24 protein-coding genes are annotated in these 20,530 nt (G+C 68.0%); 13 read left to right on the top strand and 11 right to left on the bottom strand.

Translation table 11 applies throughout. The features are described 5' to 3' along the window. Positions 1–285 precede the first annotated feature (285 nt). The 3 genes from BM162_RS04440 to BM162_RS04430 all read right to left on the bottom strand — a co-directional run bounded on the left by BM162_RS04440 (position 286) and on the right by BM162_RS04430 (position 2,888). Positions 286–2,439: a malate synthase G gene (locus BM162_RS04440; RefSeq protein WP_093418290.1), complete on the bottom strand. Its 2,154-nt coding sequence runs from the start codon at positions 2,437–2,439 to the stop codon at positions 286–288. A gap of 69 nt (positions 2,440–2,508) precedes the next feature. Further along, positions 2,509–2,640 carry a DUF2256 domain-containing protein gene (locus tag BM162_RS04435; RefSeq protein ID WP_245759178.1) on the bottom strand — a complete coding sequence of 44 codons (132 nt, stop codon included), beginning with the start codon at positions 2,638–2,640 and terminating at the stop codon, positions 2,509–2,511. A 50-nt stretch (positions 2,641–2,690) separates the two neighbouring features. After that, positions 2,691–2,888: a hypothetical protein gene (locus BM162_RS04430; protein ID WP_093418285.1), complete on the bottom strand. Its 198-nt coding sequence runs from the start codon at positions 2,886–2,888 to the stop codon at positions 2,691–2,693. Between the two features lie 105 nt (positions 2,889–2,993). Here BM162_RS04430 and pepN point away from each other — a divergent pair, with 105 nt between their 5' ends. From pepN to BM162_RS04410, 4 genes are all read left to right on the top strand, one after another. Beyond that, positions 2,994–5,549, top strand: a complete 2,556-nt coding sequence (gene pepN, locus BM162_RS04425) for an aminopeptidase N (RefSeq protein WP_093418282.1) — start codon at positions 2,994–2,996, stop codon at positions 5,547–5,549. Further along, complete coding sequence (locus BM162_RS04420) at positions 5,542–5,970, top strand: PH domain-containing protein (RefSeq protein ID WP_093418279.1); 429 nt, start codon at positions 5,542–5,544, stop codon at positions 5,968–5,970. The genes pepN and BM162_RS04420 overlap by 8 nt, the downstream gene beginning before the upstream one ends. Positions 5,971–6,029: 59 nt before the next feature. Then, entirely contained in the window at positions 6,030–6,590 is a 561-nt protein-coding gene (locus BM162_RS04415) for a type 1 glutamine amidotransferase domain-containing protein (RefSeq protein ID WP_093418277.1), read from the top strand. A gap of 138 nt (positions 6,591–6,728) precedes the next feature. Beyond that, on the top strand, positions 6,729–7,610 hold the full coding sequence (locus tag BM162_RS04410; RefSeq protein WP_093418274.1) for a lysophospholipid acyltransferase family protein: 882 nt from the start codon (positions 6,729–6,731) through the stop codon (positions 7,608–7,610). Between the two features lie 29 nt (positions 7,611–7,639). Here the strand turns inward: BM162_RS04410 and BM162_RS04405 are convergent, their stop codons facing one another. Next, on the bottom strand, positions 7,640–8,419 hold the full coding sequence (locus tag BM162_RS04405; RefSeq protein WP_093418272.1) for a transglycosylase SLT domain-containing protein: 780 nt from the start codon (positions 8,417–8,419) through the stop codon (positions 7,640–7,642). Between the two features lie 64 nt (positions 8,420–8,483). Further along, entirely contained in the window at positions 8,484–9,062 is a 579-nt protein-coding gene (locus tag BM162_RS04400) for a transglycosylase SLT domain-containing protein (RefSeq protein WP_093418269.1), read from the bottom strand. 245 nt (positions 9,063–9,307) lie between these two features. Between BM162_RS04400 and gatB the strand changes: the two genes are divergently transcribed. Together gatB and BM162_RS23085 are read left to right on the top strand one after the other, a co-directional pair. Continuing rightward, the gene (gene gatB / locus BM162_RS04395) at positions 9,308–10,819 is read left to right on the top strand and encodes an Asp-tRNA(Asn)/Glu-tRNA(Gln) amidotransferase subunit GatB (protein ID WP_093418267.1); all 1,512 of its coding nucleotides are present in this window, start codon (positions 9,308–9,310) and stop codon (positions 10,817–10,819) included. Positions 10,820–10,930: 111 nt separating this feature from the next. Further along, complete coding sequence (locus tag BM162_RS23085; RefSeq protein ID WP_093418264.1) at positions 10,931–11,383, top strand: DUF4177 domain-containing protein; 453 nt, start codon at positions 10,931–10,933, stop codon at positions 11,381–11,383. 3 nt (positions 11,384–11,386) lie between these two features. Here the strand turns inward: BM162_RS23085 and BM162_RS04385 are convergent, their stop codons facing one another. Then, on the bottom strand, positions 11,387–11,644 hold the full coding sequence (locus BM162_RS04385; protein ID WP_093418262.1) for a BolA family protein: 258 nt from the start codon (positions 11,642–11,644) through the stop codon (positions 11,387–11,389). Between the two features lie 74 nt (positions 11,645–11,718). Here BM162_RS04385 and BM162_RS04380 point away from each other — a divergent pair, with 74 nt between their 5' ends. Further along, positions 11,719–12,348 carry a DnaJ domain-containing protein gene (locus tag BM162_RS04380; RefSeq protein ID WP_093418259.1) on the top strand — a complete coding sequence of 210 codons (630 nt, stop codon included), beginning with the start codon at positions 11,719–11,721 and terminating at the stop codon, positions 12,346–12,348. 27 nt (positions 12,349–12,375) lie between these two features. Here BM162_RS04380 and BM162_RS04375 read toward each other — a convergent pair whose 3' ends face one another. The 4 genes from BM162_RS04375 to msrB all read right to left on the bottom strand — a co-directional run bounded on the left by BM162_RS04375 (position 12,376) and on the right by msrB (position 14,148). Then, complete coding sequence (locus BM162_RS04375; protein WP_245759176.1) at positions 12,376–12,621, bottom strand: ATP-binding protein; 246 nt, start codon at positions 12,619–12,621, stop codon at positions 12,376–12,378. Continuing rightward, positions 12,618–13,130 carry a histidine kinase dimerization/phosphoacceptor domain -containing protein gene (locus tag BM162_RS04370; protein WP_093418254.1) on the bottom strand — a complete coding sequence of 171 codons (513 nt, stop codon included), beginning with the start codon at positions 13,128–13,130 and terminating at the stop codon, positions 12,618–12,620. Before BM162_RS04370 ends, BM162_RS04375 begins: the two co-directional genes overlap by 4 nt. After that, positions 13,081–13,566 (bottom strand): hypothetical protein, encoded by a 486-nt coding sequence (locus BM162_RS04365; RefSeq protein WP_093418252.1) that lies wholly within the window; start codon positions 13,564–13,566, stop codon positions 13,081–13,083. Before BM162_RS04365 ends, BM162_RS04370 begins: the two co-directional genes overlap by 50 nt. 99 nt (positions 13,567–13,665) lie before the next feature. Next, entirely contained in the window at positions 13,666–14,148 is a 483-nt protein-coding gene (gene msrB, locus BM162_RS04360; RefSeq protein WP_093418250.1) for a peptide-methionine (R)-S-oxide reductase MsrB, read from the bottom strand. A 301-nt stretch (positions 14,149–14,449) separates the two neighbouring features. On the opposite strand from msrB, the gene cobS reads away from it, so the two are divergent. Continuing rightward, the gene (gene cobS / locus BM162_RS04355; RefSeq protein ID WP_093418247.1) at positions 14,450–15,436 is read left to right on the top strand and encodes a cobaltochelatase subunit CobS; all 987 of its coding nucleotides are present in this window, start codon (positions 14,450–14,452) and stop codon (positions 15,434–15,436) included. A gap of 14 nt (positions 15,437–15,450) precedes the next feature. Then, complete coding sequence (locus tag BM162_RS04350) at positions 15,451–15,828, top strand: hypothetical protein (RefSeq protein WP_093418245.1); 378 nt, start codon at positions 15,451–15,453, stop codon at positions 15,826–15,828. Between the two features lie 3 nt (positions 15,829–15,831). Here the strand turns inward: BM162_RS04350 and BM162_RS04345 are convergent, their stop codons facing one another. Then, complete coding sequence (locus tag BM162_RS04345) at positions 15,832–16,623, bottom strand: lytic transglycosylase domain-containing protein (protein ID WP_093418243.1); 792 nt, start codon at positions 16,621–16,623, stop codon at positions 15,832–15,834. Positions 16,624–16,970: 347 nt separating this feature from the next. Between BM162_RS04345 and BM162_RS04340 the strand changes: the two genes are divergently transcribed. From BM162_RS04340 to BM162_RS04325, 4 genes are all read left to right on the top strand, one after another. Beyond that, positions 16,971–17,204: a Flp family type IVb pilin gene (locus BM162_RS04340; RefSeq protein ID WP_093418241.1), complete on the top strand. Its 234-nt coding sequence runs from the start codon at positions 16,971–16,973 to the stop codon at positions 17,202–17,204. Between the two features lie 136 nt (positions 17,205–17,340). After that, positions 17,341–18,177: a Flp pilus assembly protein CpaB gene (cpaB, locus tag BM162_RS04335; protein WP_093418239.1), complete on the top strand. Its 837-nt coding sequence runs from the start codon at positions 17,341–17,343 to the stop codon at positions 18,175–18,177. 176 nt (positions 18,178–18,353) lie between these two features. Further along, positions 18,354–19,775 carry a type II and III secretion system protein family protein gene (locus tag BM162_RS04330; RefSeq protein WP_093418236.1) on the top strand — a complete coding sequence of 474 codons (1,422 nt, stop codon included), beginning with the start codon at positions 18,354–18,356 and terminating at the stop codon, positions 19,773–19,775. A gap of 5 nt (positions 19,776–19,780) precedes the next feature. Then, on the top strand, positions 19,781–20,428 hold the full coding sequence (locus BM162_RS04325; RefSeq protein WP_093418668.1) for an OmpA family protein: 648 nt from the start codon (positions 19,781–19,783) through the stop codon (positions 20,426–20,428). Positions 20,429–20,530 lie beyond the last annotated feature (102 nt).

Genomic DNA, 20,530 nt, shown 5'->3' with positions numbered 1-20,530 from the left:
GCGGCACGGTCTAGCGAAGCCGCGCGAGAAGGGAAAGGGCGCGCGGGAGGTGGAGGCCGGCGGCGGCCGTGCATGCGTGGCGGCGGAAGCGCGAAAAGAGTGCGGCGTCCGCCCGTGAGGAGCTTTGCCGGAGCCGCTGCGCGGCGTAGGCGGGGTCAGGTATTGCGGGTAGGCCCTGTCATTCCCGCGAAAGCGGGAACCTCCAGCCGAGCGCGCAACATCCAAGCGTTACGCCCGCGGTGGGAGCCCCCCGCTTGCGCGGGGGTGACAGCGGAAGGCGGGCTCTTAGCCCTGCACCTTGCGCTCCAGGCGGCGGCGATGGAGGACCGGTTCGGTGTAGCCGGACGGCTGCTTCGTGCCCTCGAACACCAGGTCGCAGGCGGCCTTGAAGGCCGCGCCGCCGAAGTTGGGGGCCATGGGCGTGTAGGCCGGGTCGCCCTCGTTCTGGCGGTCGACGACCTGCGCCATCTTCTTCATCGTCTCCATTACCCGGTCGCGGTCCACGACGCCGTGATGCAGCCAGTTGGCCAGCGCCTGGCTGGAGATCCGGCAGGTTGCGCGGTCCTCCATCAGGCCCACGTCGTGGATGTCGGGCACCTTCGAACAGCCGACGCCCTGATCCACCCAGCGAACAACGTAGCCCAGAATGCCTTGGGCGTTGTTCTCGATCTCGGCCGTGATCTCCTCGTCCGACCAATTGACGCCGTGGGCGAGCGGGATGGTCAGGAGATGGTCGAGCGTGCCGCGCGGGCCGCCTGCGGCGATCTCGTTCTGCCTCTCGTGGACGTTCACCTTGTGGTAATGGATCGCGTGCAGCGTGGCGGCGGTGGGCGACGGCACCCAGGCGCAGTTGGCGCCGGATTCGGGGTGGCCGATCTTGGCCTCCAGCATCTCGGCCATGCGGTCGGGCATGGCCCACATCCCCTTGCCGATCTGCGCGCGGCCCTGAAGGCCGCAGGCCAGGCCGATGTCGACGTTGCGGTCCTCGTAGGACTTGATCCAGGCCGAGTTCTTCATCTCGCCCTTGCGGATCATCGGCCCCGCTTCCATCGAGGTGTGGATCTCGTCGCCCGTGCGGTCGAGGAAGCCGGTGTTGATGAAGGCGACCCGGTGCTTCGCGGCGCGGATGCACTCCTTGAGGTTCACCGAGGTGCGCCGCTCCTCGTCCATGATGCCGAGCTTCACCGTGTCGCGCGGCAGGCCCAGCATCGTTTCGACGCGGGTGAAGATTTCGTCCGCGAAGGCGACTTCTTCCGGCCCGTGCATCTTGGGCTTCACGACATAGACCGACCCGGCGGTGGAGTTGCCGCCCTCGCGCTTTAGGTCGTGGATCGCGATCAGAGTTGTGAGAGCGGCGTCCATCAGTCCTTCGAACACCTCGTCGCCATTGGCGTCGAGGATCGCGGGGTTCGTCATCAGGTGGCCGACATTGCGCACCAGCATCAGCGCGCGGCCCTTCAGCGTCAGTCGGCCGCCATCGGGCGTGGCGTAGGTCTGGTCGGGGTTCAGAGTGCGGGTGAAGGTCTCGCCACCCTTGGTGACCTCTTCGCTCAGGTCGCCCTTCATCAGCCCCAGCCAGTTGCGATAGGCCAGCACCTTGTCCTCGGCGTCCACGGCCGCGACGCTGTCCTCGCAATCCATGATGGCGCTGATCGCGCTTTCCAGCCGCACGTCGGCGACGCCGGCGGCATCCGTCTTTCCGATCTGGTGGTCGCGGTCGACCGAGATGACGACGTGAAGGCCATTGTTTTCCAGCACGATCTGCGACGGCGCATCCTCCGCGCCCTCGTAACCCACGAATTGCGCGGGATCGGTGAGTTCCAGCGCGCCGCCGTCCGTCGCGGCCTCGAGCTTGCCTCCGGCGACGCGGTAGCCGGTGACGTCGGCATGGCTGCCACCGCCGAGCGGCGTGGCCTCGTCCAGGAACTGCTTGGCCCGCGCGATCACGCGCGCTCCACGCTCGGCGTCATAGCCGCCGGCCTGCGGCAGGTCGCCCAGCGCGTCGGTGCCGTAGAGCGCGTCGTAAAGCGAGCCCCAGCGCGCGTTCGCCGCGTTCAGCGCGTAGCGCGCGTTCATGATCGGAACGACAAGCTGCGGACCCGCGATGGTCGCGATTTCGGGGTCGATGTTCGAGGTGTCGATCGAGAAGTCGTCCCCCTCGGGCACGATATAGCCGATCTCGTCGAGGAAGGCGCGATACTCGGACAAGTCGAGCGTCGCGCCCTTGCGGTCACGGTGCCAGGCGTCGATCTTGCGCTGAATATCCTCGCGCTTTTCCAGAAGGGCGCGGTTCTTCGGGGTCAGATCACCCACCAGCCGCGCGAAACCGTCCCAGAATTGCGCCGCCTCGACGCCCGTGCCGGCCAGCGCCTCGTTCTCGAGGAACTCCGCCAGCTCCGCCGCGACTTTCAGCCCGTTGCGATCCACCCGATCCGCCATGCCTGTTCCTCCGCTTCGAAATGGTTTGCGCACGATAAGCGAAGCGGTGCGGATGGCAACCGGATGCGGTCAGGAAAGTTGACCAGATCTGCGGCTCCGGCGACACCGTTCGCTGCAATGGCGCACGTTTTCCCAGTCGCGCGCCCATTTGCGCCGCCACGAAAACGGCCTGCCGCAGGTCGCGCAGACCTTCTGCGGCAGGCCGCTTTTCTTCCTATGCCTCCCGGCGTCGCCGCCGCGGGACGGCGGCGTCAATCCTCGACCATCGTATCGGCGGGACCGCCGGTGACCTCAACCTCCTCGGAATCCGGGACGTTACCGCTGTAGGTGAGCCAGCCGGTAAGAAGGACAAGCAACACAACCGCGAAGGCGACGACGCCGACCATGCCGACCAGCGGGGTCTTGTGGCGCTTTTCCTGCTTCTCGACGTTGGTCTTCGGTGCGGACATGACGTACCTCGTTTCTTGCGTCGGCCGCTGTTGAAGCGGCCCGTTCAGGACAATAACGTCCCCAAGACGTAAAAGTTCGCCGAGCTTCTTCCACCGGAGACCGCCATGAAAGATGCCGCCCCGCGCGCAGTCCTGCTGTCCGAGTACGCGCCGTACCCGTTCGTGATCGACGGCGTGCAACTGACATTCCGCCTGCACCCCACGGCCACAAGGGTCGTCTCGGCGATCCGGTTCCGCCCCAACCCGGCCGCCGCGCCGTCGCGCCAGCTCAGGCTGGATGGCGAGGGGCTGACGCTGATCCGGGCCGCCATCAACGGGCAGGAGGTGACGCCGAAGGTCGACGCCTCGGGCCTGGTCTGCGAGGTGCCCGAGGGCGAGTTCCTGTGGGAAGCCGAGGTCGAGATCAGCCCAGAGACGAACACGGCGCTGGAAGGGCTCTACATGTCCAAAGGCATGTACTGCACCCAGTGCGAGGCCGAGGGCTTCCGCAAGATCACCTACTACCCCGACCGCCCCGACGTGATGGCGACCTTCCGCGTCCGGATCGAGGGCGACAAGCCGGTGATGCTGTCGAACGGCAATCCGGTGGAGTTCGGCGAAGGCTTCGCCGAGTGGGACGACCCCTGGCCCAAGCCCGCCTACCTGTTCGCGCTGGTGGCCGGCGACCTGGTGGCGCACTCCGACACCTTCACCACGAAGTCCGGCCTGCCCGTGGCGCTGAACATCTATGTCCGACCCGGCGACGAGGCGAAGTGCGACTACGCCATGGACGCGCTCAAGCGGTCGATGAAGTGGGACGAAGAGGCCTATGGCCGGGAATACGACCTCGACGTGTTCAACATCGTCGCCGTGGACGACTTCAACATGGGCGCGATGGAGAACAAGGGGCTCAACATTTTCAACTCGAAGTACGTGCTCGCCTCGCCCGAGACGGCGACCGACCGCGACTACGAGCTGATCGAGGGGATCATCGCGCACGAGTATTTCCACAACTGGACCGGCAACCGCATCACCTGCCGCGACTGGTTCCAGCTGTGCCTGAAAGAGGGGCTGACGGTCTTCCGCGACCAGGAGTTCTCGGGCGACCAGCGCTCGCACGCGGTCAAGCGCATCGACGACGTGCTGATGCTGCGCGCCCGCCAGTTCCGCGAGGACAACGGGCCCCTGTCGCACCCGGTTCGGCCGAGCTCGTATATCGAGATCAACAACTTCTATACGGCCACGGTCTATGAAAAGGGCGCCGAGGTGATCGGCATGCTCAAGCGGCTGGTGGGCGATGACGGCTACCGCAAGGCGCTCGACCTCTATTTCGAGCGGCACGACGGCGACGCCGCGACGATCGAGGACTGGCTGAAGGTGTTCGAGGACGCCACCGGCCGCGACCTGGCGCAGTTCAAGCGCTGGTACGAACAGTCGGGGACGCCCCGCCTGACGGTGAAGGAAGACCACGCCGACGGCACCTACACCCTCACCTTCCGCCAGCACACGCCGCCGACGCCGGGTCAGCCGGACAAGGCGCCACAGGTGATCCCGATCGCCGTGGGCCTGCTGAACCCCAACGGCGACGAGGTGGTGCCGAACACGATGCTGGAGATGACCGAGGCGGAGCAGAGCTTCACCTTCGAGGGGCTTTCCGCTAGGCCCGTCCCGTCGATTCTGCGCGGCTTCTCGGCCCCCGTCATCCTGAACCGCGAGATGTCGACCGAAGAGCGCGCCTTTCTGCTGGCCCACGACACCGACCCGTTCAACAAGTGGGAAGCAGGCCGCGCGCTGGCCAAGGACGTGCTGGCGCGCATGGTGACCGAGGACGCGGCGCCCGGCCCGGATTACCTGGATGCGCTGGAACGGGTGGCGCGGGACGACGCGCTCGACCCGGCCTTCCGCGCGCTGGCGCTGGGGCTGCCGTCGGACGACGACATGGCGCAGACGCTGGCCGATGGCGGCGTGACGCCGGACCCGCTGAAGATCTATGGCGCGCGCGAGGCTCTGATGCAGCGCGTGGCCGAGCACCTGAACGATGTCCTGTCGCGCCTTTACGACGAGATGGACGTGCCCGGCCCCTACACGCCCGATGCTCGGGCGGCGGGCCGGCGGGCGCTGCGGCAGACGGCGCTGACGGTTCTGTCGCGCGTCGACGGCGGCAAGCGTGCGCAGCGCCAGTTCGAGACCGCCGACAACATGACCGAGCAGCTTGGCGCGCTCGCCTGCCTCGTCCGGCTGGGCCGGGGCGAGGAGGCTTTGGCGAGCTTCTATCGCCAGTGGCGCCACGATCACCTGGTGATCGACAAGTGGTTCGCATTGCAGGCCGGACAGGCCGCGCCCGCCGACGCGGCGGCGGTGACGAAACGGCTGACCGAGCATCCCGATTTCGACTGGAAGAACCCCAATCGCTTCCGCTCGGCCATCGGGGCGCTGGGGATGAACCACGCGGGGTTCCACGACCCCTCGGGCGCGTCCTATGAGCTGATCGCGGACTGGCTGATCCGGCTCGACCCGCTGAACCCGCAGACCACGGCGCGCATGACGACGCTGTTCGAGACCTGGCACCGCTACGACGCCGACCGGCAGGCGCTGATGCGCGAGGCGCTGGAGCGGATCGCGAATACCGAGGGCCTGTCACGCGACACCGGAGAGATGGTCGGCCGCATCCTGAATGGCTGAGCCGCTGGCCTTCTCGCGCTCGGGGCGGGCCCCGGGCGCGGTGGCCCTTCTTGCCCTGACCTTGGGCGGCGCGGCGGCCGCTGCGCTTTTGCTCGACGCGGCGTGGTGGGTGGTCTCGGCGCTCGTCGCAGTGTCGCTTCCGTCGCTTCTCGACGTGGCGCACGGGCGTGCGGCGTGGCTGAGGCTGGACGACGACCGCATCGCCTGGCGTTCGGGCGGGCGGACGGGGGACGTTCCACTGTCCCGCATCCGGGCCGCGCGGCTTCGCGTCGCGTTCGACCTGTCGCAGCGCTGTGTCCTGACGCTGGAGGACGGGACGCAAGCGCGCATCCCGCCCGACTGCGTGCCGCCGGGGCTGACGCTTCAGCACGCGCTCGAGGCCCGGGGCATCCCCACCGCTCGCGCAATCCTGAGGCCGTGACCGGGAACGGACGCGCCCGCCCCTCGTTGCCCCGCCGAACGCGAACAAGGAGCAACGACATGCCCAAGATCCAAGACGCGAAAATCCTGATCATGGCCACCGACGGGTTCGAGCAGGTCGAACTGACCGTGCCCCGCGACAAACTGCGCGAGGCAGGCGCCACCGTCCACGTCGCCAGCCCCTCGGGCGAGGCGATCAAGGGCTGGGACAAGACCGACTGGGGCGACAGCGTGGACGTCGACCTAAAGATCGAGGCCGCGAAGGTCGAGGATTACGACGCCGTGGTCCTGCCCGGCGGTCAGATCAACCCCGACAAGCTGCGCACCGAGGCAGAGGCCGTGACCCGGGTGCGGCATTTCGCCGAGGCCGGCAAGATCGTCGCCGCCATCTGCCACGGCCCCTGGATGCTGATCGAGGCCGACGTGGTGCGCGGACGCGAGATGACCTCCTTCCCGTCGATCCGCACCGACCTGAAGAACGCCGGCGCGAACGTCGTCGACAAGGAGGTCGTGGCCGACGAGGGCTTTGTTACCAGCCGCAACCCCGACGACCTCGACGCCTTCTGCGCCAAGATCATCGAAGAGGTCGAGGAAGGCCGCCACGAGCGTCACGCGGCTTGACCGGACGCTGCCGCCGCCCCGGACCCGGGGCGGCGGGCATCCGCCCCGGACCCGGATTCACGTTGCGCTCCATTCCAATCCGCCGAATAAACGGGCAGAATGTCATGAACGCGTTATCTCGATCTGGTGTCTGGGCGCATGCGAGAAAGACTTGATCCGCTGATCTCGGAACGGGCCCCGTGGCTGTTCGCCGACCGGCCCGGCACGCAGATCGCTCGCCGTCTGCTCAACCGGATGCTGGCCTACGACACGACGCTGAAGCTGGCCGAGTATTTCGAACATCGCGAGACGCCCGAGATCATGGAGACGATGGGCACCTACCTCGCGCAGGACGTCGAGGCGACGGGCCTGGAAAACATCCCCCGCCAGGGCTCGGCCCTGATCGTGGCGAACCACCCCACGGGCATCGCCGACGGCATCATCCTGCACCACCTGATCGCGCCCTACCGGCCCGACCTGTTCATCTATACCAACGCCGATATCCTGCGCGTGCTGCCGCAGATGGACACGATGATCGCCCCGGTCGAGTGGCGGCCGAACAAGCGCACCCATGCCAAGACGCGCGAGACGATGGCCTATACCCGCAAGGCGATCGACGAGGGGCGGCTGGGGGTCATCTTCCCCGCCGGCCGACTGGCCAAGCGCCGGGGGCTGCGGCTCTACGAGCGTCCTTGGATGGCCTCGGCGGCAATGATAGCGCGCAAGTTCGACCTGCCGGTGATCCCGGTGAACATCCGCGCGCGCAATTCGCTGCTGTTCTACCTGTTCGACCTGATCCATCCGACGCTGCGCGACATCACGCTGTTCCACGAGACGCTGAACAAGTACCGCCAGCCGTTCCGCGTCACGGTGGGCGAACCGATTTCGCCCCGCGCCCTGCCCTCGACCTCGGACGAGGGGATCGAGTTCCTGCGCGAAGCCACGTTGGCGCTCGGAGGCCGCTATGCCCCGACGGTTTCGCTGGTGGACAGCACCGGCATGCCGAGCCTCAGCCGCCGGCGCGTGCAGCGCCCGGTCTGACCGCGAGAAAATTTCCTTAGGAAACGAGGTCAGCGCGTCCGCGTGGTCGGCAGGTCCAGCAGCACGTCGGTCTGAGCCACGTCGTACCCGACCTTCGGCGCGAAGTCCGCAGGGCGCGGCGGGGCCTGCAGCACCGGCCGCACCGGGCCGGCCACCAGTGCCTCGGGCGCCGGGCGCGGCATCGGGCGGGGGCTCGCGTGCATCTGGCAATAGTCCTGCTGGCGCAGCCACGAGGCCATCTCGCGCCGCTTCGTGTCGGACCGCATCGGCCCCCAATCGGCTGACACGCCCGACCACTTCGGGCTGCGGGCATGTATCACGCCGTCGCGCCGCACGGTGCGGGCCATGATCCGAATGGCGCAGGACAGGTTCGCAGCGCCGTCCTTCAGCGCCGAGCCCGTCCGGGCCCGGCAGCCGTAACCGCGCGCCGTGGCCGGCAGGATTTGGAGAAGCCCGTACCACTTGCCGCCCCCGCCCACGGCGGTCGGGCGCCAGGTGCTTTCGTGCTTGGCCAGCGCCGACATGAAGCCGACCCAGAACGAGGCCCGCGCCGGTTCGGGCGCTCGCTCGTAGCCCGGGCACCAGTCGGTGATGTCGCGCGGAACGAGTTCGACCAGCGGCCTGCCATGGCCCTGCAGCGCCTGCATGGCCGATCGGCTCCAGACCTGCCCCTCGGGGCGGAAGTCCCAGCGGGCGACCGGCACTATGTCGAAGACCTCGGGCCGCGGCTTCGGGCGGACCGTCCCTTCGGACGCCGCCGCCGGAAGCGCGAGCCCCGCGACGAGCGCGATGGAAAGGAGGCGGCGCATCCGGGTCACGTCGTGCGCTCCGTGAGCAGGTGGCCGCGCGGGCCCCGGATGACGCCGCGCGCGATCACGACTCGATCGCGCAATACGGCTGCGCACGGGTCCAGGCCTGCATCTCGGCCCGCTTCGACCCGCTGTGGAACGGTCCCCAGTCGCGCATGCCGCGATTTACGTTGCCGTAGTTCAGCACCTGCCGCGACGCGATGCGCACAGCGCAGGTCAGGTTGGCCGCCCCGTCCTTCAGCGCCTGCCCGCTTTGCGCCCGGCAGCCGTAGCCGCGCGCCGTGTTCGGATCGATCTGCACCAGCCCGAACCAGCGCCCGCCGCCTCCGACGGCCGCGGGGTTCCAGGTGCTTTCGTGCTTGGCCAGGGCCGAGAACAGGCCGACCCAGAAGGCCTGCCGGTCTTCCAGGCTGGCGGTCCGGTAGCCGGGGCACCAGGTTTCGATGTCCGCCGGCGTGAAGGCCGGGAGCGAGGCGCCGTGCGTCTGCAGCGCCTCCAGCGTCGCCTCGGTCCAAAGCGGCGCCTCGGGGCGATGGTCCCAGCGGGTCACGGGCAGCGCGGGCGGCTCCTCGGGCTCCTGGCTGACGGCGGCACAGCCACCGAGGGTCATCAGCGCCGCGAGGGCGAGTGAAGCGAGCTTCATGTACGTCTCTCTGAACGGACGGTATGCGATCAACCGCCCGCGAAAGTACCCATCGAGGCCCGTCTGGCAACCTGCGGGCGCGCGGCTCGGCGGATTTCTGCACAAATCAACCCCCGAACGGGCTTTCTGTGCGCCTGTTGCAGTCTCGCCGCCCCCGCCTTGGCCGGCGCGCGGCGGCCCGCTTGCCCTGCGCCGGTGGCTCGCCTAGAAGTCGCGGCGATCCGCCGACAAGTCAGGACAGCCAGATGCTCGACCTTACCTACGAAGCCCCGAAGCCCAAGGTCCTCCAGGGAGCGAAGCACGACTGGGAGCTCGTCATCGGGCTCGAGGTGCACGCGCAGGTCGCCTCGAAGGCCAAGCTGTTCTCGGGCGCCTCGACCGAGTTCGGGGCCGAGCCGAATTCGAACGTCGCATTCGTGGACGCGGGCATGCCGGGGATGCTGCCCGTGATCAACGAGGGCTGCGTCGCGCTGGCGGTGAAGACGGGGCTGGGGCTGAAGGCGCAGATCAACCTGATGTCGGCCTTCGACCGGAAGAACTATTTCTACCCGGATCTGCCTCAGGGTTACCAGATCAGCCAGCTTTACCACCCCATCGTGGGCGAGGGCGAAGTGCTGGTCGACATGGCGCCGGGAGTGGCGCGCAAGGTCCGGATCGAGCGCATCCACCTCGAGCAGGACGCCGGCAAGTCGATCCACGACATGGACCCCAACATGTCCTTCGTGGACCTCAACCGCACCGGCGTCGCACTGATGGAGATCGTCAGCCGGCCCGACATCCGCGGCCCCGAGGAAGCGGCGGCTTACGTCGGAAAGCTGCGCCAGATCCTGCGCTATCTGGGCACCTGCGACGGCAACATGCAGAACGGCAACCTGCGCGCCGACGTGAACGTGTCGGTCTGCCGGCCGGGCGATTACGAGAAATACCAGGAAACGCAGGATTTCTCGCATCTTGGCACGCGGTGCGAGATCAAGAACATGAACTCGATGCGCTTCATCCAGCAGGCCATCGAGTACGAGGCGCGCCGCCAGATCGCGATCATCGAGGACGGCGGCCAGGTGGTCCAGGAAACCCGCCTCTACGACCCCGACAAGGGCGAGACGCGCTCGATGCGCTCGAAGGAAGAGGCGCACGATTACCGCTACTTCCCCGACCCCGACCTTCTGCCGCTCGAGATCGAGCAGGCGTGGGTGGACGGCATCGCCGCCGACATGCCCGAACTGCCCGACGAGAAGCGCGCGCGCTTCGTGCTGGACTACGGCATGACCGAGTACGACGCGAGCGTGCTGACCGCCGAGGTCGAGAACGCCGTGTTCTTCGAGGAGGTCGCCAAGGGCCGCGACGGCAAGATGGCCGCCAACTGGGTCATCAACGAGCTGTTCGGCCGGCTGAAGAAGGACGACCTGTCGATCAAGGAGTCGCCCGTGTCGGCGGCGCAGCTCGGTGGCATCCTGGACCTGCTGGCGAAGGACGAGATCAGCGGCAAGATCGCCAAGGACCTGTTCGAGATCGTCTGGACCGAGGGCGGCGATCCGGCGAAGATCGTCGAGGAGCGCGGCATGAAGCAGGTCACCGATACCGGCGCGATCGAGGCGGCGGTCGACGAGATCATCGCCGCCAACCCCGCGCAGGTCGAGAAGGCCCAGCAGAACCCCAAGCTCGCCGGCTGGTTCGTGGGCCAAGTGATGAAGGCCACCGGCGGCAAGGCGAACCCGAAGGCCGTGAACCAGATCGTGACTGCGAAGCTGGGGCTGTAAGCTCCGGCGCCGGGTCCCGGCGGCCCGTCGCCGCTCCGCCAGCTGTGTCTGGAACCGCCGGGCGGGCGCTGATACTGTCCGCCGGCGCCGAGAACCCGACGGAGTCCGAGAATGCCGTTCTACGAATACATGGTCGTGCCCGCGCCCCGAAAGGGCACCCGCACACGCGGGGTGAAGGGCAGCGACATGCGCTTCGCCCACGCCCTGTCCGAGCTGATCAACGAACATGCCGCCGAAGGGTGGGAATACCAGCGGGCCGAGTCCCTGCCCTGCGACGAGCGCACCGGCATGATCGGCCGCACGACCACCGTGCAGAACGTGCTGGTGTTCCGACGCGAGCTGTTCGACGACCTCACCGGGTCGCGCGACACCCGCACCTACGTCCAGGAATCCCCGCCGCCCGAAGAGATGGCGCGCGAGCTTGAGCGTCAGGATCACGGCACGCGCCTGTCGGCCACGCGCGACGGCGCAGGCGGTGCCGGGCATCGCCTGGGGCCGGCGGCGCCGCAGCGGGGCGCGGTGCACCCGCTGCGCGGCCCCGGCCCGCGCGGGCAGGACAGGTGAGCGCTAGCCGCTGACGTGGAGCGCCAGCGCGTGGATGCGCCCCACGAGGTCCGGGCCCAGCGCCTCGTGGATCGCACGGTGACGCTCGATGCGCGTCATCGGCGTGAAGGCGGGTGCCTGGATCGTCACGCGGAAGTGGCTGTCGCCTCCCTCGCGATATCCGGCGTGGCCGCGGTGGCGCTCGCTTTCGTCCTCTACCTGAAGCACGGTCGGGTCGAAGGCGTCTCTCAGGCGGCTCTCGATTTCGTCAGCAGCGGTCATTTTCCGGGTCGCTCCCCTTTCCTATCTGAACCGAACGTCTAAACTCGCGGGTCCGAGTCGAAAAGGTGCGCGTCATGGCCAAGAATGATCCGTTCGGATTTGACCTTAGGGTCTCCTCAGCCAAGAAGAAAAACCCGCGTGGCAGGCGGGGCATGTCCGGCGCCTTCGAGACGTCGCAGCGGGTGTGCGAGCATCCGGGCTGCCAGGAGGCCGGGCAATACCGCGCGCCCAAATCGCCCGATCACCTGGACGAGTACCTGTGGTTCTGCAAGGATCACGTGCGCGATTACAACCTGAAGTGGAATTTCTTCAACGGCACCACCGAGGAGGAGTTCGCCGATCAGATCGACAAGGATCGTGTCTGGGGCCGCGAGACCAAGCCGTTCGGCAAGAAGTCGGCCGAGCAGCGCGCGTGGTCGCGGCTGGGGATCGAAGATCCGCACGAGGTTCTGGGCGAGAATGCCACGCGCAACCCGGGCCGCCAGAAGGTCGGGCGCAAGCTGCCCCCGACCGAGCGCCGCGCGCTCGACATCCTGGACGCCAAGGACAGCTGGACCAAGACCGAGATCCGCCGCGCCTACAAGGCGCTGATCAAGGTGCTGCACCCCGACATGAACGGCGGGGACCGGGGCCACGAAGAGCAGCTTCAGGAGGTCGTCTGGGCCTGGGACCAGCTCAAGGACAGCCGTAACTTCCAAGGCTGAGGGCGCGGCGGTCCTGCCGCCGCCCCGTCACTGAGGCGTGGGAAAGCGGATGCTGAAGCGCTTCGGGTGGCGCTCGACCGTCAGGCGGCCGTCGATCCGCTCGGCAAGCTGCCGCACCAGCCCGAGGCCAAGCGCTCCTTCCCGCACGTCGTCCGGCATGGGCCGGCCATCGTCGCTTACCGACAGCTCCAGCGCCTTTTCGTGCTGCGTCAGGGCGATGCGGATCGCGCCTTCGCCGTGGTCCGGGAATGCGTGCTTCAGCGCGTTGGTCAGTAGTTCGGCGACGAACAGGCCGAGGACACGTAGCGTCTGCGGCGGCAGCTCGGCCGCCGCGATGTCGAGGTCGCAGCGCAGGTGGGGTGGTCCGAGAGCAGCGATACGACCACCCGTTCAATGAGGGCGCACGCGTCGCTGTCCCCGTCGAGGGTCTGCAGGGCCGTCAGCGCGTCGAGTTGGCGAGTGGCGGCGGACACCGCCTGCTGGACTTCCGGCTGGTCGAGATGGCGCAATTCGCGCCGCAGGAGCGCACCGGACATGGCGACGGCATTCTTCACCCGGTGCTCGAGCTCGCGCATTTCCAGGACCGCCCGCTCCGCCTCGGCCCGCGCGGCGCGTCCCGCGGCGGCGAGCCTCAGCCCCTCGACGACGAAGGCCGCGATGCGCTGCATCGCGCGCGCGTCGCGGCTGGTGAAGGGGCGCGAGTCGTCGTGCGAGATGAGCCAGATGGTCGCCTCAAGCGGCTCTTCGCGGTCGGTCAGCGGCACCAGCAGCACCTCGTGCATACATTGCTCGCTCACGAGGTAACTGTACAGCCGCTCGGGCCGGTGCATTGAGCACGGGCATGGCGCCGTCCACGCAGACGCCGCAGGGCGAGAAGTCGCGCGGTGCCGATCCGCCGAGCCGAGCCGCCATTGGGCCTTCGACGGCGATCCAGCGGAACACGTCGCCCTCGTCCGCGTCGGGTTCGTGCAGGCTGATGCCGCAGGTGTCCGCCCCGCTCAGGTCGATCGCCGCGCGGCAACAGGCGCGGAAGACCGCGGCGGCCTCGCCGCTTTGCAGGGCATCCGACAGACGCCGCATGGCCGCGACCTCGTCTGCGACGTCCTCGGCAGCGACGGGCCTGGTGTCGAGCTGCGAACTGATGGTGATGTCGCGCAGCATTTGCGCAACGCGTTCGGGCGCGGGCTGTGCCGCGCTGATCATGCTCGCGTCGTTCATCCCGGTTTTCCCTGCCTAAGAAGATAGTCGCCCCGGGGCACTTTCGCCCCGGGGCATCATCATGTCCAGTACCAGCCGTTTCGCACGGCCGCGCGCGGCTCAGGCCGCGGCGGGCTCGAAGGTCAGGCTGACGCCGTTGATACAGTGGCGCTTGCCGGTCGGCTCGGGCCCGTCGTCGAAGATGTGGCCCAGGTGCGAGCCGCAGCGCGAGCAGTGGCACTCGGTCCGCACCATGAACAGCAGCTTGCGGTCCTGCTTGGTGCCGATGGCGCCCGGCATCGCTTCGTAGAAGGACGGCCAGCCGGTGCCACTGTCGAACTTCGTCGCCGCGTCGTAGAGCGGCAGGTCGCAGCCCTTGCAGTGGAAGATGCCCAGCTCCTTGATGTCGTTGAGCGGAGAGGTGAAGGCGCGCTCGGTCCCCTCCTCCCGCATGACCTCGTATTCGAGATCGGTCAGCATCTCGCGCCATTCCTCCTCGGTGCGGGTGACCTCGAAGCTGCCCTCGGCGGCCCAGGAGAGGCGCGCGAGGAGCGGCGCTGCGGCGGTGGCGGTCGCGGCGGCGATGAAGGCTCGGCGATTCATGGCGGGGTCCTCCGGCGTTGATCCGGCCCGGCTGCGCGCCCGGGCGATGGTCTTGTCTTGGCGTAAAGGTGGGGCTGCGGGCGATAAATGAACAGTATCAATCGCGTGAATGACGGCAATGCGAGCGCGCGTGACCGCCGGACGGAAAAGCGGCCGGACGCGGCGGCCGCGTGCGCCGGCGGTGCCTGCAACCCCGGCCGGCTGTTCCGACGGGCCTTCCCCTTGCACCGCCCGGCTATATGTTGCACCACGCGAGGCGATTGAGAGACGGGCCACGGGCCCCGGCGAAAGGGTTCACGACATGGCGGACGGCACGATCGACATCCACGCGAAACCGACCGAGGAGATCTCGGTGCGCGAGACCTTCGGGATCGACAGCGACATGATCGTGAAGGGCTTCGCCGAGCGGACCGACCGCGTGCCCGAGATCGACTCAACCTACAAGTTCGACCGCGACACCACGCTCGCTATCCTCGCCGGCTTTTCCCACAACCGCCGCGTGATGATCCAGGGCTATCACGGCACCGGCAAGTCCACCCATATCGAGCAGATCGCCAGCCGCCTGAACTGGCCCTGCGTTCGCGTGAACCTCGACAGCCACATCAGCCGCATCGACCTGATCGGCAAGGACGCGATCAAGCTGCGCGACGGCAAGCAGGTCACCGAGTTCCAGGAGGGCATCCTGCCCTGGGCCCTGCGCAACCCCACCGCCATCGTCTTCGACGAATACGACGCGGGCCGCGCCGACGTGATGTTCGTGATCCAGCGGGTGCTCGAGGTCGAGGGCAAGCTGACCCTGCTAGACCAGAACGAGGTGATCACCCCGCACCCGTATTTCCGCCTGTTCGCCACCGCGAACACGGTGGGCCTGGGCGACACGACCGGCCTTTACCACGGCACCCAGCAGATCAACCAGGGCCAGATGGACCGCTGGTCGCTGGTGGCGACGCTGAACTACCTGTCGCACGACGCCGAGGCCGCGATCGTCCTGTCGAAGGCGCCCAGCTACAACACCGAGAAGGGCCGCCGCACGATCAGCCAGATGGTGACCGTTGCCGACCTGACGCGCACGGCCTTCATGAACGGCGACCTCTCGACGGTGATGAGCCCGCGGACCGTGATCGCCTGGGCGCAGAACGCCACGATCTTCCGCGACATCGGCTATGCATTCCGGCTGACCTTCCTCAACAAGTGTGACGAACTCGAGCGCGAGACGGTGGCCGAGTTCTTCCAGCGCTGCTTCGACGAGGAACTGCCCGAGAGCGCCGCGTCGGTCAGCGTCCGGTGAACCACCGGCGGCATATGCGGTGGATCAGGGGCCTGCCGGCAACGGCGGGCCTTTTGCTTTTCGGGCTGGTGGCGACGGCGCAGGAGGACGAGGCGCTTTACCCCGCGGCACAGTGCGCAGCCCTGTGGCTGGGCTTCTCGGACTACATAGGCGGCACTGCGGAGGCGGATCTGGGCCGCGCCTTCCGCGACGTGGCGGTACGGCTGTCGGGCGACGCGGCACGGGTGGACGCGTTCATCGCCGAGCAGCGCCCGCTCATGTCGCTGATGATCGACGCCCACGTGTGGGAGCAGGACGAGGACAGCCGCGACATCTTTGAGCGCCTTGCCCAGACCTGCGAAGCGTTCGGGGCGCGCCACCCAGAGACGCGGGCCCTGTTGCGGGCAGAGTGACCCTCAGCCGCCCTGCCCCGCCAGGAAGACGCAGCCGTCCGACAGGAGCTCGGGCGGCGTCACGCACAGCGCGCGCGCAACGCGCCACGCCGCTAGCACCTTCGGCACATAATCCTGTGTCTCGGCAAAGGGCGGCACACCGCCGTGATTGAGCACGGCGTTCTCGCCCGCGTTATAGCCCGCCAGCGCCAGCACGGCGTCGCCGCGGAACTCCTTGAGCAGCCAGTCGAGGTAGGCGACGCCGCCCCGGATGTTGTCGGACGCGATGAAGCTGTCGCTCACCCCGAAGCGCGCGGCGGTGGCGGGGACGAGCTGCATCAGCCCCTGCGCGCCCGCGGGACTAACGGCGGCCGGCCGTCCACCCGACTCCACCGCAATCACCGCCAGGGCCAGCGCGGGCGAGACGCGCGTGCCGACCGTCGCCTTCAATATGGCGGGACCGTGCGTGGCGGCGATCCGGTTCAGCGCGTCGAGCCGCGGCGCCGGCGGCGCCTCCCGCGCCAGCACGTCGAGCGCGAGGGCGGTGCGGGCATAGGGATCGGCCCCCAGCCCGGGATCGACGGCGCTCCAGAACCAGTGACCGTCGCGGAGTGGGCGGTCATCTTCGGGAGGCCTCTCCTCCCGTGGCACTTCCGGCGGCGCGGGCGGCTTCGGCGTGATCTGCACGGTGATCCGCCGCGTCACGCCCGGGGCGGGCGGCGCCACGCGCTTGAACGTGAACTCCGGAAACGGCGGCGGCTCCGCCGCGACGGGCGCGGCGAGAAGGATCAGGGCGGCGACAAGGACTGCTCGCATGCGGTTGGCTCCGCATCTATGCGTGACTGCTCAGCCCTTTGTGCGCGAGGTGGCGACTCGAATCCAGCCCCGACGGGGGCTCAGGACGTGCCCGTGAGGCCCTTTCAGCGCACGCGATGGGGGACAACCGCAATCCGAGGGAGAGAAAGAATCTCCTGTTTGCAGTGCCTTATGCAAGAAATTCCGCGCTGGGAGCGCCGGTAGAAAAAGGTCGTACCCCGGTCAAATTGCTGCCCGAATCCAACGGCTTATTGCACCTGTACCGAGGCACTGAGCCGACCCTGAGAGACGCGGCGGCCTGAGGTTTCGGGAAGCGAAGCCAGAGCGAAACCTAGAGGACCAGAAACATGAAACTCTTCGATCTGATCAAGACCTTCCGCAACGACGAAGACGGCGCCGTGACCGTCGACTGGGTCGTCCTGACCGCCGCCATCGTGGGGCTGGGGATTGCTGTGATCACAGCTGTAAGTGGTGGGGTCAACAACCTCGGCGACAGCATCAACACTTCTCTTTCGGAGGCTACGGTTGATAATCTAAGCGATCTGGCTACGGCGGCGGATAAGCCGGCTGGCACTGAATAATGCGGAACGTAGCTGGAGGCTCCGACAAGGCGGCCTCCAGCAGCAGCCGAAAGCTTGGTAGCTGCATGCCGCAGGAAATCTTGAAGCGCATGCAAGATAGATTTCGGCAGTCTTGAGCCTGAAGAGGATCAATAAGATGCGCGCAATCTTTGGCTTAGTCCTGATCCTCGGCCTCGCCCTAGCAGGCGGCGCCGTTTACATGGCGAAGGACTACCTGTCCCAGACGCAGGCCCAGCTCGAACAAGAGCGTGAGTTGCGCGACCAGATCGTCCCCACCAAGGAGGTCATCGTCGCGAACCGCCAGATTCGCTACGGCGAGTGGCTGGCGCCCGAGGACCTGCGCAAGGTGAAGTGGCCGGAGCAGGCCGTGCCCGCCGGGGCCTTTACCAGCGTCGACGAGCTTTTCCCGCAGGGCTTCGAGGAGCCGCGCGCGGTGCTCCGGACAATGGAGAAGGACGAGGCGGTGCTGGCCGTCAAGGTGACCGACCCCGGCGAGGATGCGGGCGTGTCGTCGCGGCTGAGCCCCGGAATGCGGGCCTTCGCGATCCGGGTAGACGTGACCTCGGGCGTGTCGGGTTTCCTGCGACCGGGCGACCGGGTGGACGTCTACTGGTCGGGCAGCGTGGGCCGCGAGGAGGTGACCAAGCTGATCGACGCCAACGTCAAGCTCGTTGCGATCGACCAGTCGGCGGACGAGGACCGCTCCTCCCCCACCGTTGCGCGCACCGTGACGGTCGAGGCGTCGCCGCGGCAGGTCGCCTCCCTCGCCCAGGCGCAGGAGACGGGACGGCTGTCGCTCAGCCTTGTCGGCGCCGAGGACCAGGGAACCGCCGACATGGTCGAGATCAACCAGCGCGAGCTTCTGGGCCTCAAGGAAGAAAAGGTCGTCGAGGTCGAGCGGGAAGAGGTCTGCACCATCAAGACGCGCAAGGGCGGCGAGGTGCACGAGATCGCGATTCCCTGCACCAACTGACTTTCGCAAAGGCCGAAAGCACGAAGAAGGCGCAACACCGGGCGTGTTGCGCCTTTTCCACATAAGGGGTGGCGCGCAACGGACTGTTTCTTGCAAAAATTCCCCGCCTCCCGCATCGTGACCCGAACCGGGCGAAAGACCCGCACCGCCAAGCGTGATCAGAGAGGCAGGATCGCATGAGCCTGAAACCCGTCGTGACGGCCGCCCTCGCGGGCCTCGCCGTCGCCGCCTACGCGCCCGCTCCGGCGGCGGCGCAAACGCTGCGCGTGCTGGACCAGACGACCTCCGGCGACCTGCAGGTTCCGATGAACCGGGCCGTGGTCGTGGAAAGCGACGAACCCTTCGCCGAACTTTCCATTGCCAACCCCGAGATCGCCGACATCTCGACCCTGTCGGACCGGACGATCTATGTCCTGGGGCGCGCGCCCGGTCGCACCACGCTGACATTGCTGAACGCTGAGGGCCGGCTGATCACCAATGTCGAGGTGCAGGTCACGCCCGATGTCGGCGAGTTCAAGGAGCGGCTGCGCCAGATCCTGCCGGGCGAGCCGATCGAGGTGCGCACCGCCAACGACGGCATCGTGCTTTCGGGCACGGTGTCGAGCATCGTGGCGCTGGAACGCGCGCTCGACCTCGCACAGCGCTACGCGCCCGAGCGGGTGTCGAACCTGATGACCGTAGGCGGCACGCAGCAGGTCATGCTGAAGGTCCGCTTCGCCGAGATGCAGCGCTCGGTCAGCAAGGCGCTGTCGGGCTCCCTGGCGCTGGGGGGCACGGTCGGCGGCGGCGATGGACAAGTGGCGCTGTTCGGCGGCACCGGCGCGCTCGCCAACGCGTCCGGCAGCTTGGGCAACGGTCCCGTGACGCCGCGCACCGACGCCAACGGACAGGTCGGCATCGGGTTCAGCGCGGGCGACCTGGAGTTCGCGGTGCTGCTCGAGGCGCTCGAGTCCAAGGGCGTGCTGCGCACCCTGGCCGAACCGAACCTGACCGCCCTGTCGGGGCAGGAAGCCTCGTTCCTCGCGGGCGGCGAGTACCCCATTCCGGTCGTCGGCGACGAAGGCTCGATCAGCGTCGAGTACAAGCCCTTCGGCGTCGAGCTGACCTTCGTGCCGCGCGTGGTCGACGGCGACAGGATCAACCTCGAGATGGCCGCGGCCGTGTCGGGCATCGACAACTCCGTCGTCGTCCAGAACGAAGGCTTCTCGGTCAACGGGTTCCGCCGGCGCGAGACGACCACCACGGTCGAGATGCGCGACGGCGAGAGCTTCGCCATCGCGGGCCTGCTGCAGGACGACTTCCAGGACCTGTCGGGCCAGGTGCCCTGGCTGGGGGACATCCCGGTGCTGGGCGCGCTGTTCCGCAGCGCCGAGTACGAGCGCCAGCAGAGCGAACTGGTGGTCATCGTGACGCCGCACCTGGTCTCGCCGGTGCGGGGCGAGGCGCTGGCCCTGCCGACCGACCGGGTGGTGCCGCCGACCGAGCAGGAGCTTTTCCTCTACGGACGCACCGTCGGCGGGGGCCGCAGCCTTCCGGGCGCGGCGGGCGAGGTCGCGAAGCAGGACTTCAGCGGCTCCTACGGCTACGTGATGGAGTGACGGACATGAAGGCCAGCGGAAAGATCCTTGTGGCGGTTTCGGTCCTGGCGCTCACCGCCTGTACCGCCGAAAACCGCACCGCCCTGGCGTGGAACGAAGAGGCCGGCGGCTACCTCGACGACACCGGCTTCGGCGATGCCACGATGAACAACACGCTCGTGCAGACGGGCGAGCGGGGCTACGTGCTCGACCTCAACCGGCGCTTCGCGTCCGAGGTCGACCCGATGATCACCTTCCCCTTCGACAGCGCAGCGCTGACGCCGCAGGCGCGGGCGACCCTGGTCCGGCAGGCGCGCTGGATCCGGCAGTTCCCCGAGGTCCGCTTCGCCGTCTACGGCCACACCGACCTCGTGGGGTCCGAGGAGTACAACTACCGCCTCGGGCTGCGGCGGGCGCAGGCGGCGGTGAACTACCTGGTGTCGCAGGGCGCGGACCGGTCGCGCCTCAAGGCGCTCGTATCCTACGGCGAGGAGCAGCCGCTGATCGTCACGCAGGGCCGCGAGCGGCAGAACCGCCGCACGATCACGGAAGTCTCGGGCTTCGTGCAGTCCCACCCGATGGTACTGAACGGCAAGTACGCCGAGGTCGTGTTCCGCGGCTACGTCGCCAGCGCGACACCGGGCACGAACATCGCAGCCGACGCGGTGGAATGAGGCGCGGGGCCGGGACGCGGCCCCGGCGCTGCCGCCCGGCACGGGACGGGCACAAAACGTCCCGGCACGGCAGATAATCACGGTTTTGTGGCCGTAATATCG

The organism is Tranquillimonas alkanivorans (assembly GCF_900115595.1).
GTDB lineage: Bacteria > Pseudomonadota > Alphaproteobacteria > Rhodobacterales > Rhodobacteraceae > Tranquillimonas > Tranquillimonas alkanivorans.
Note: the sequence above shows the minus strand (reverse complement) of the source record. Positions and strands in the feature narration are given on the sequence as shown.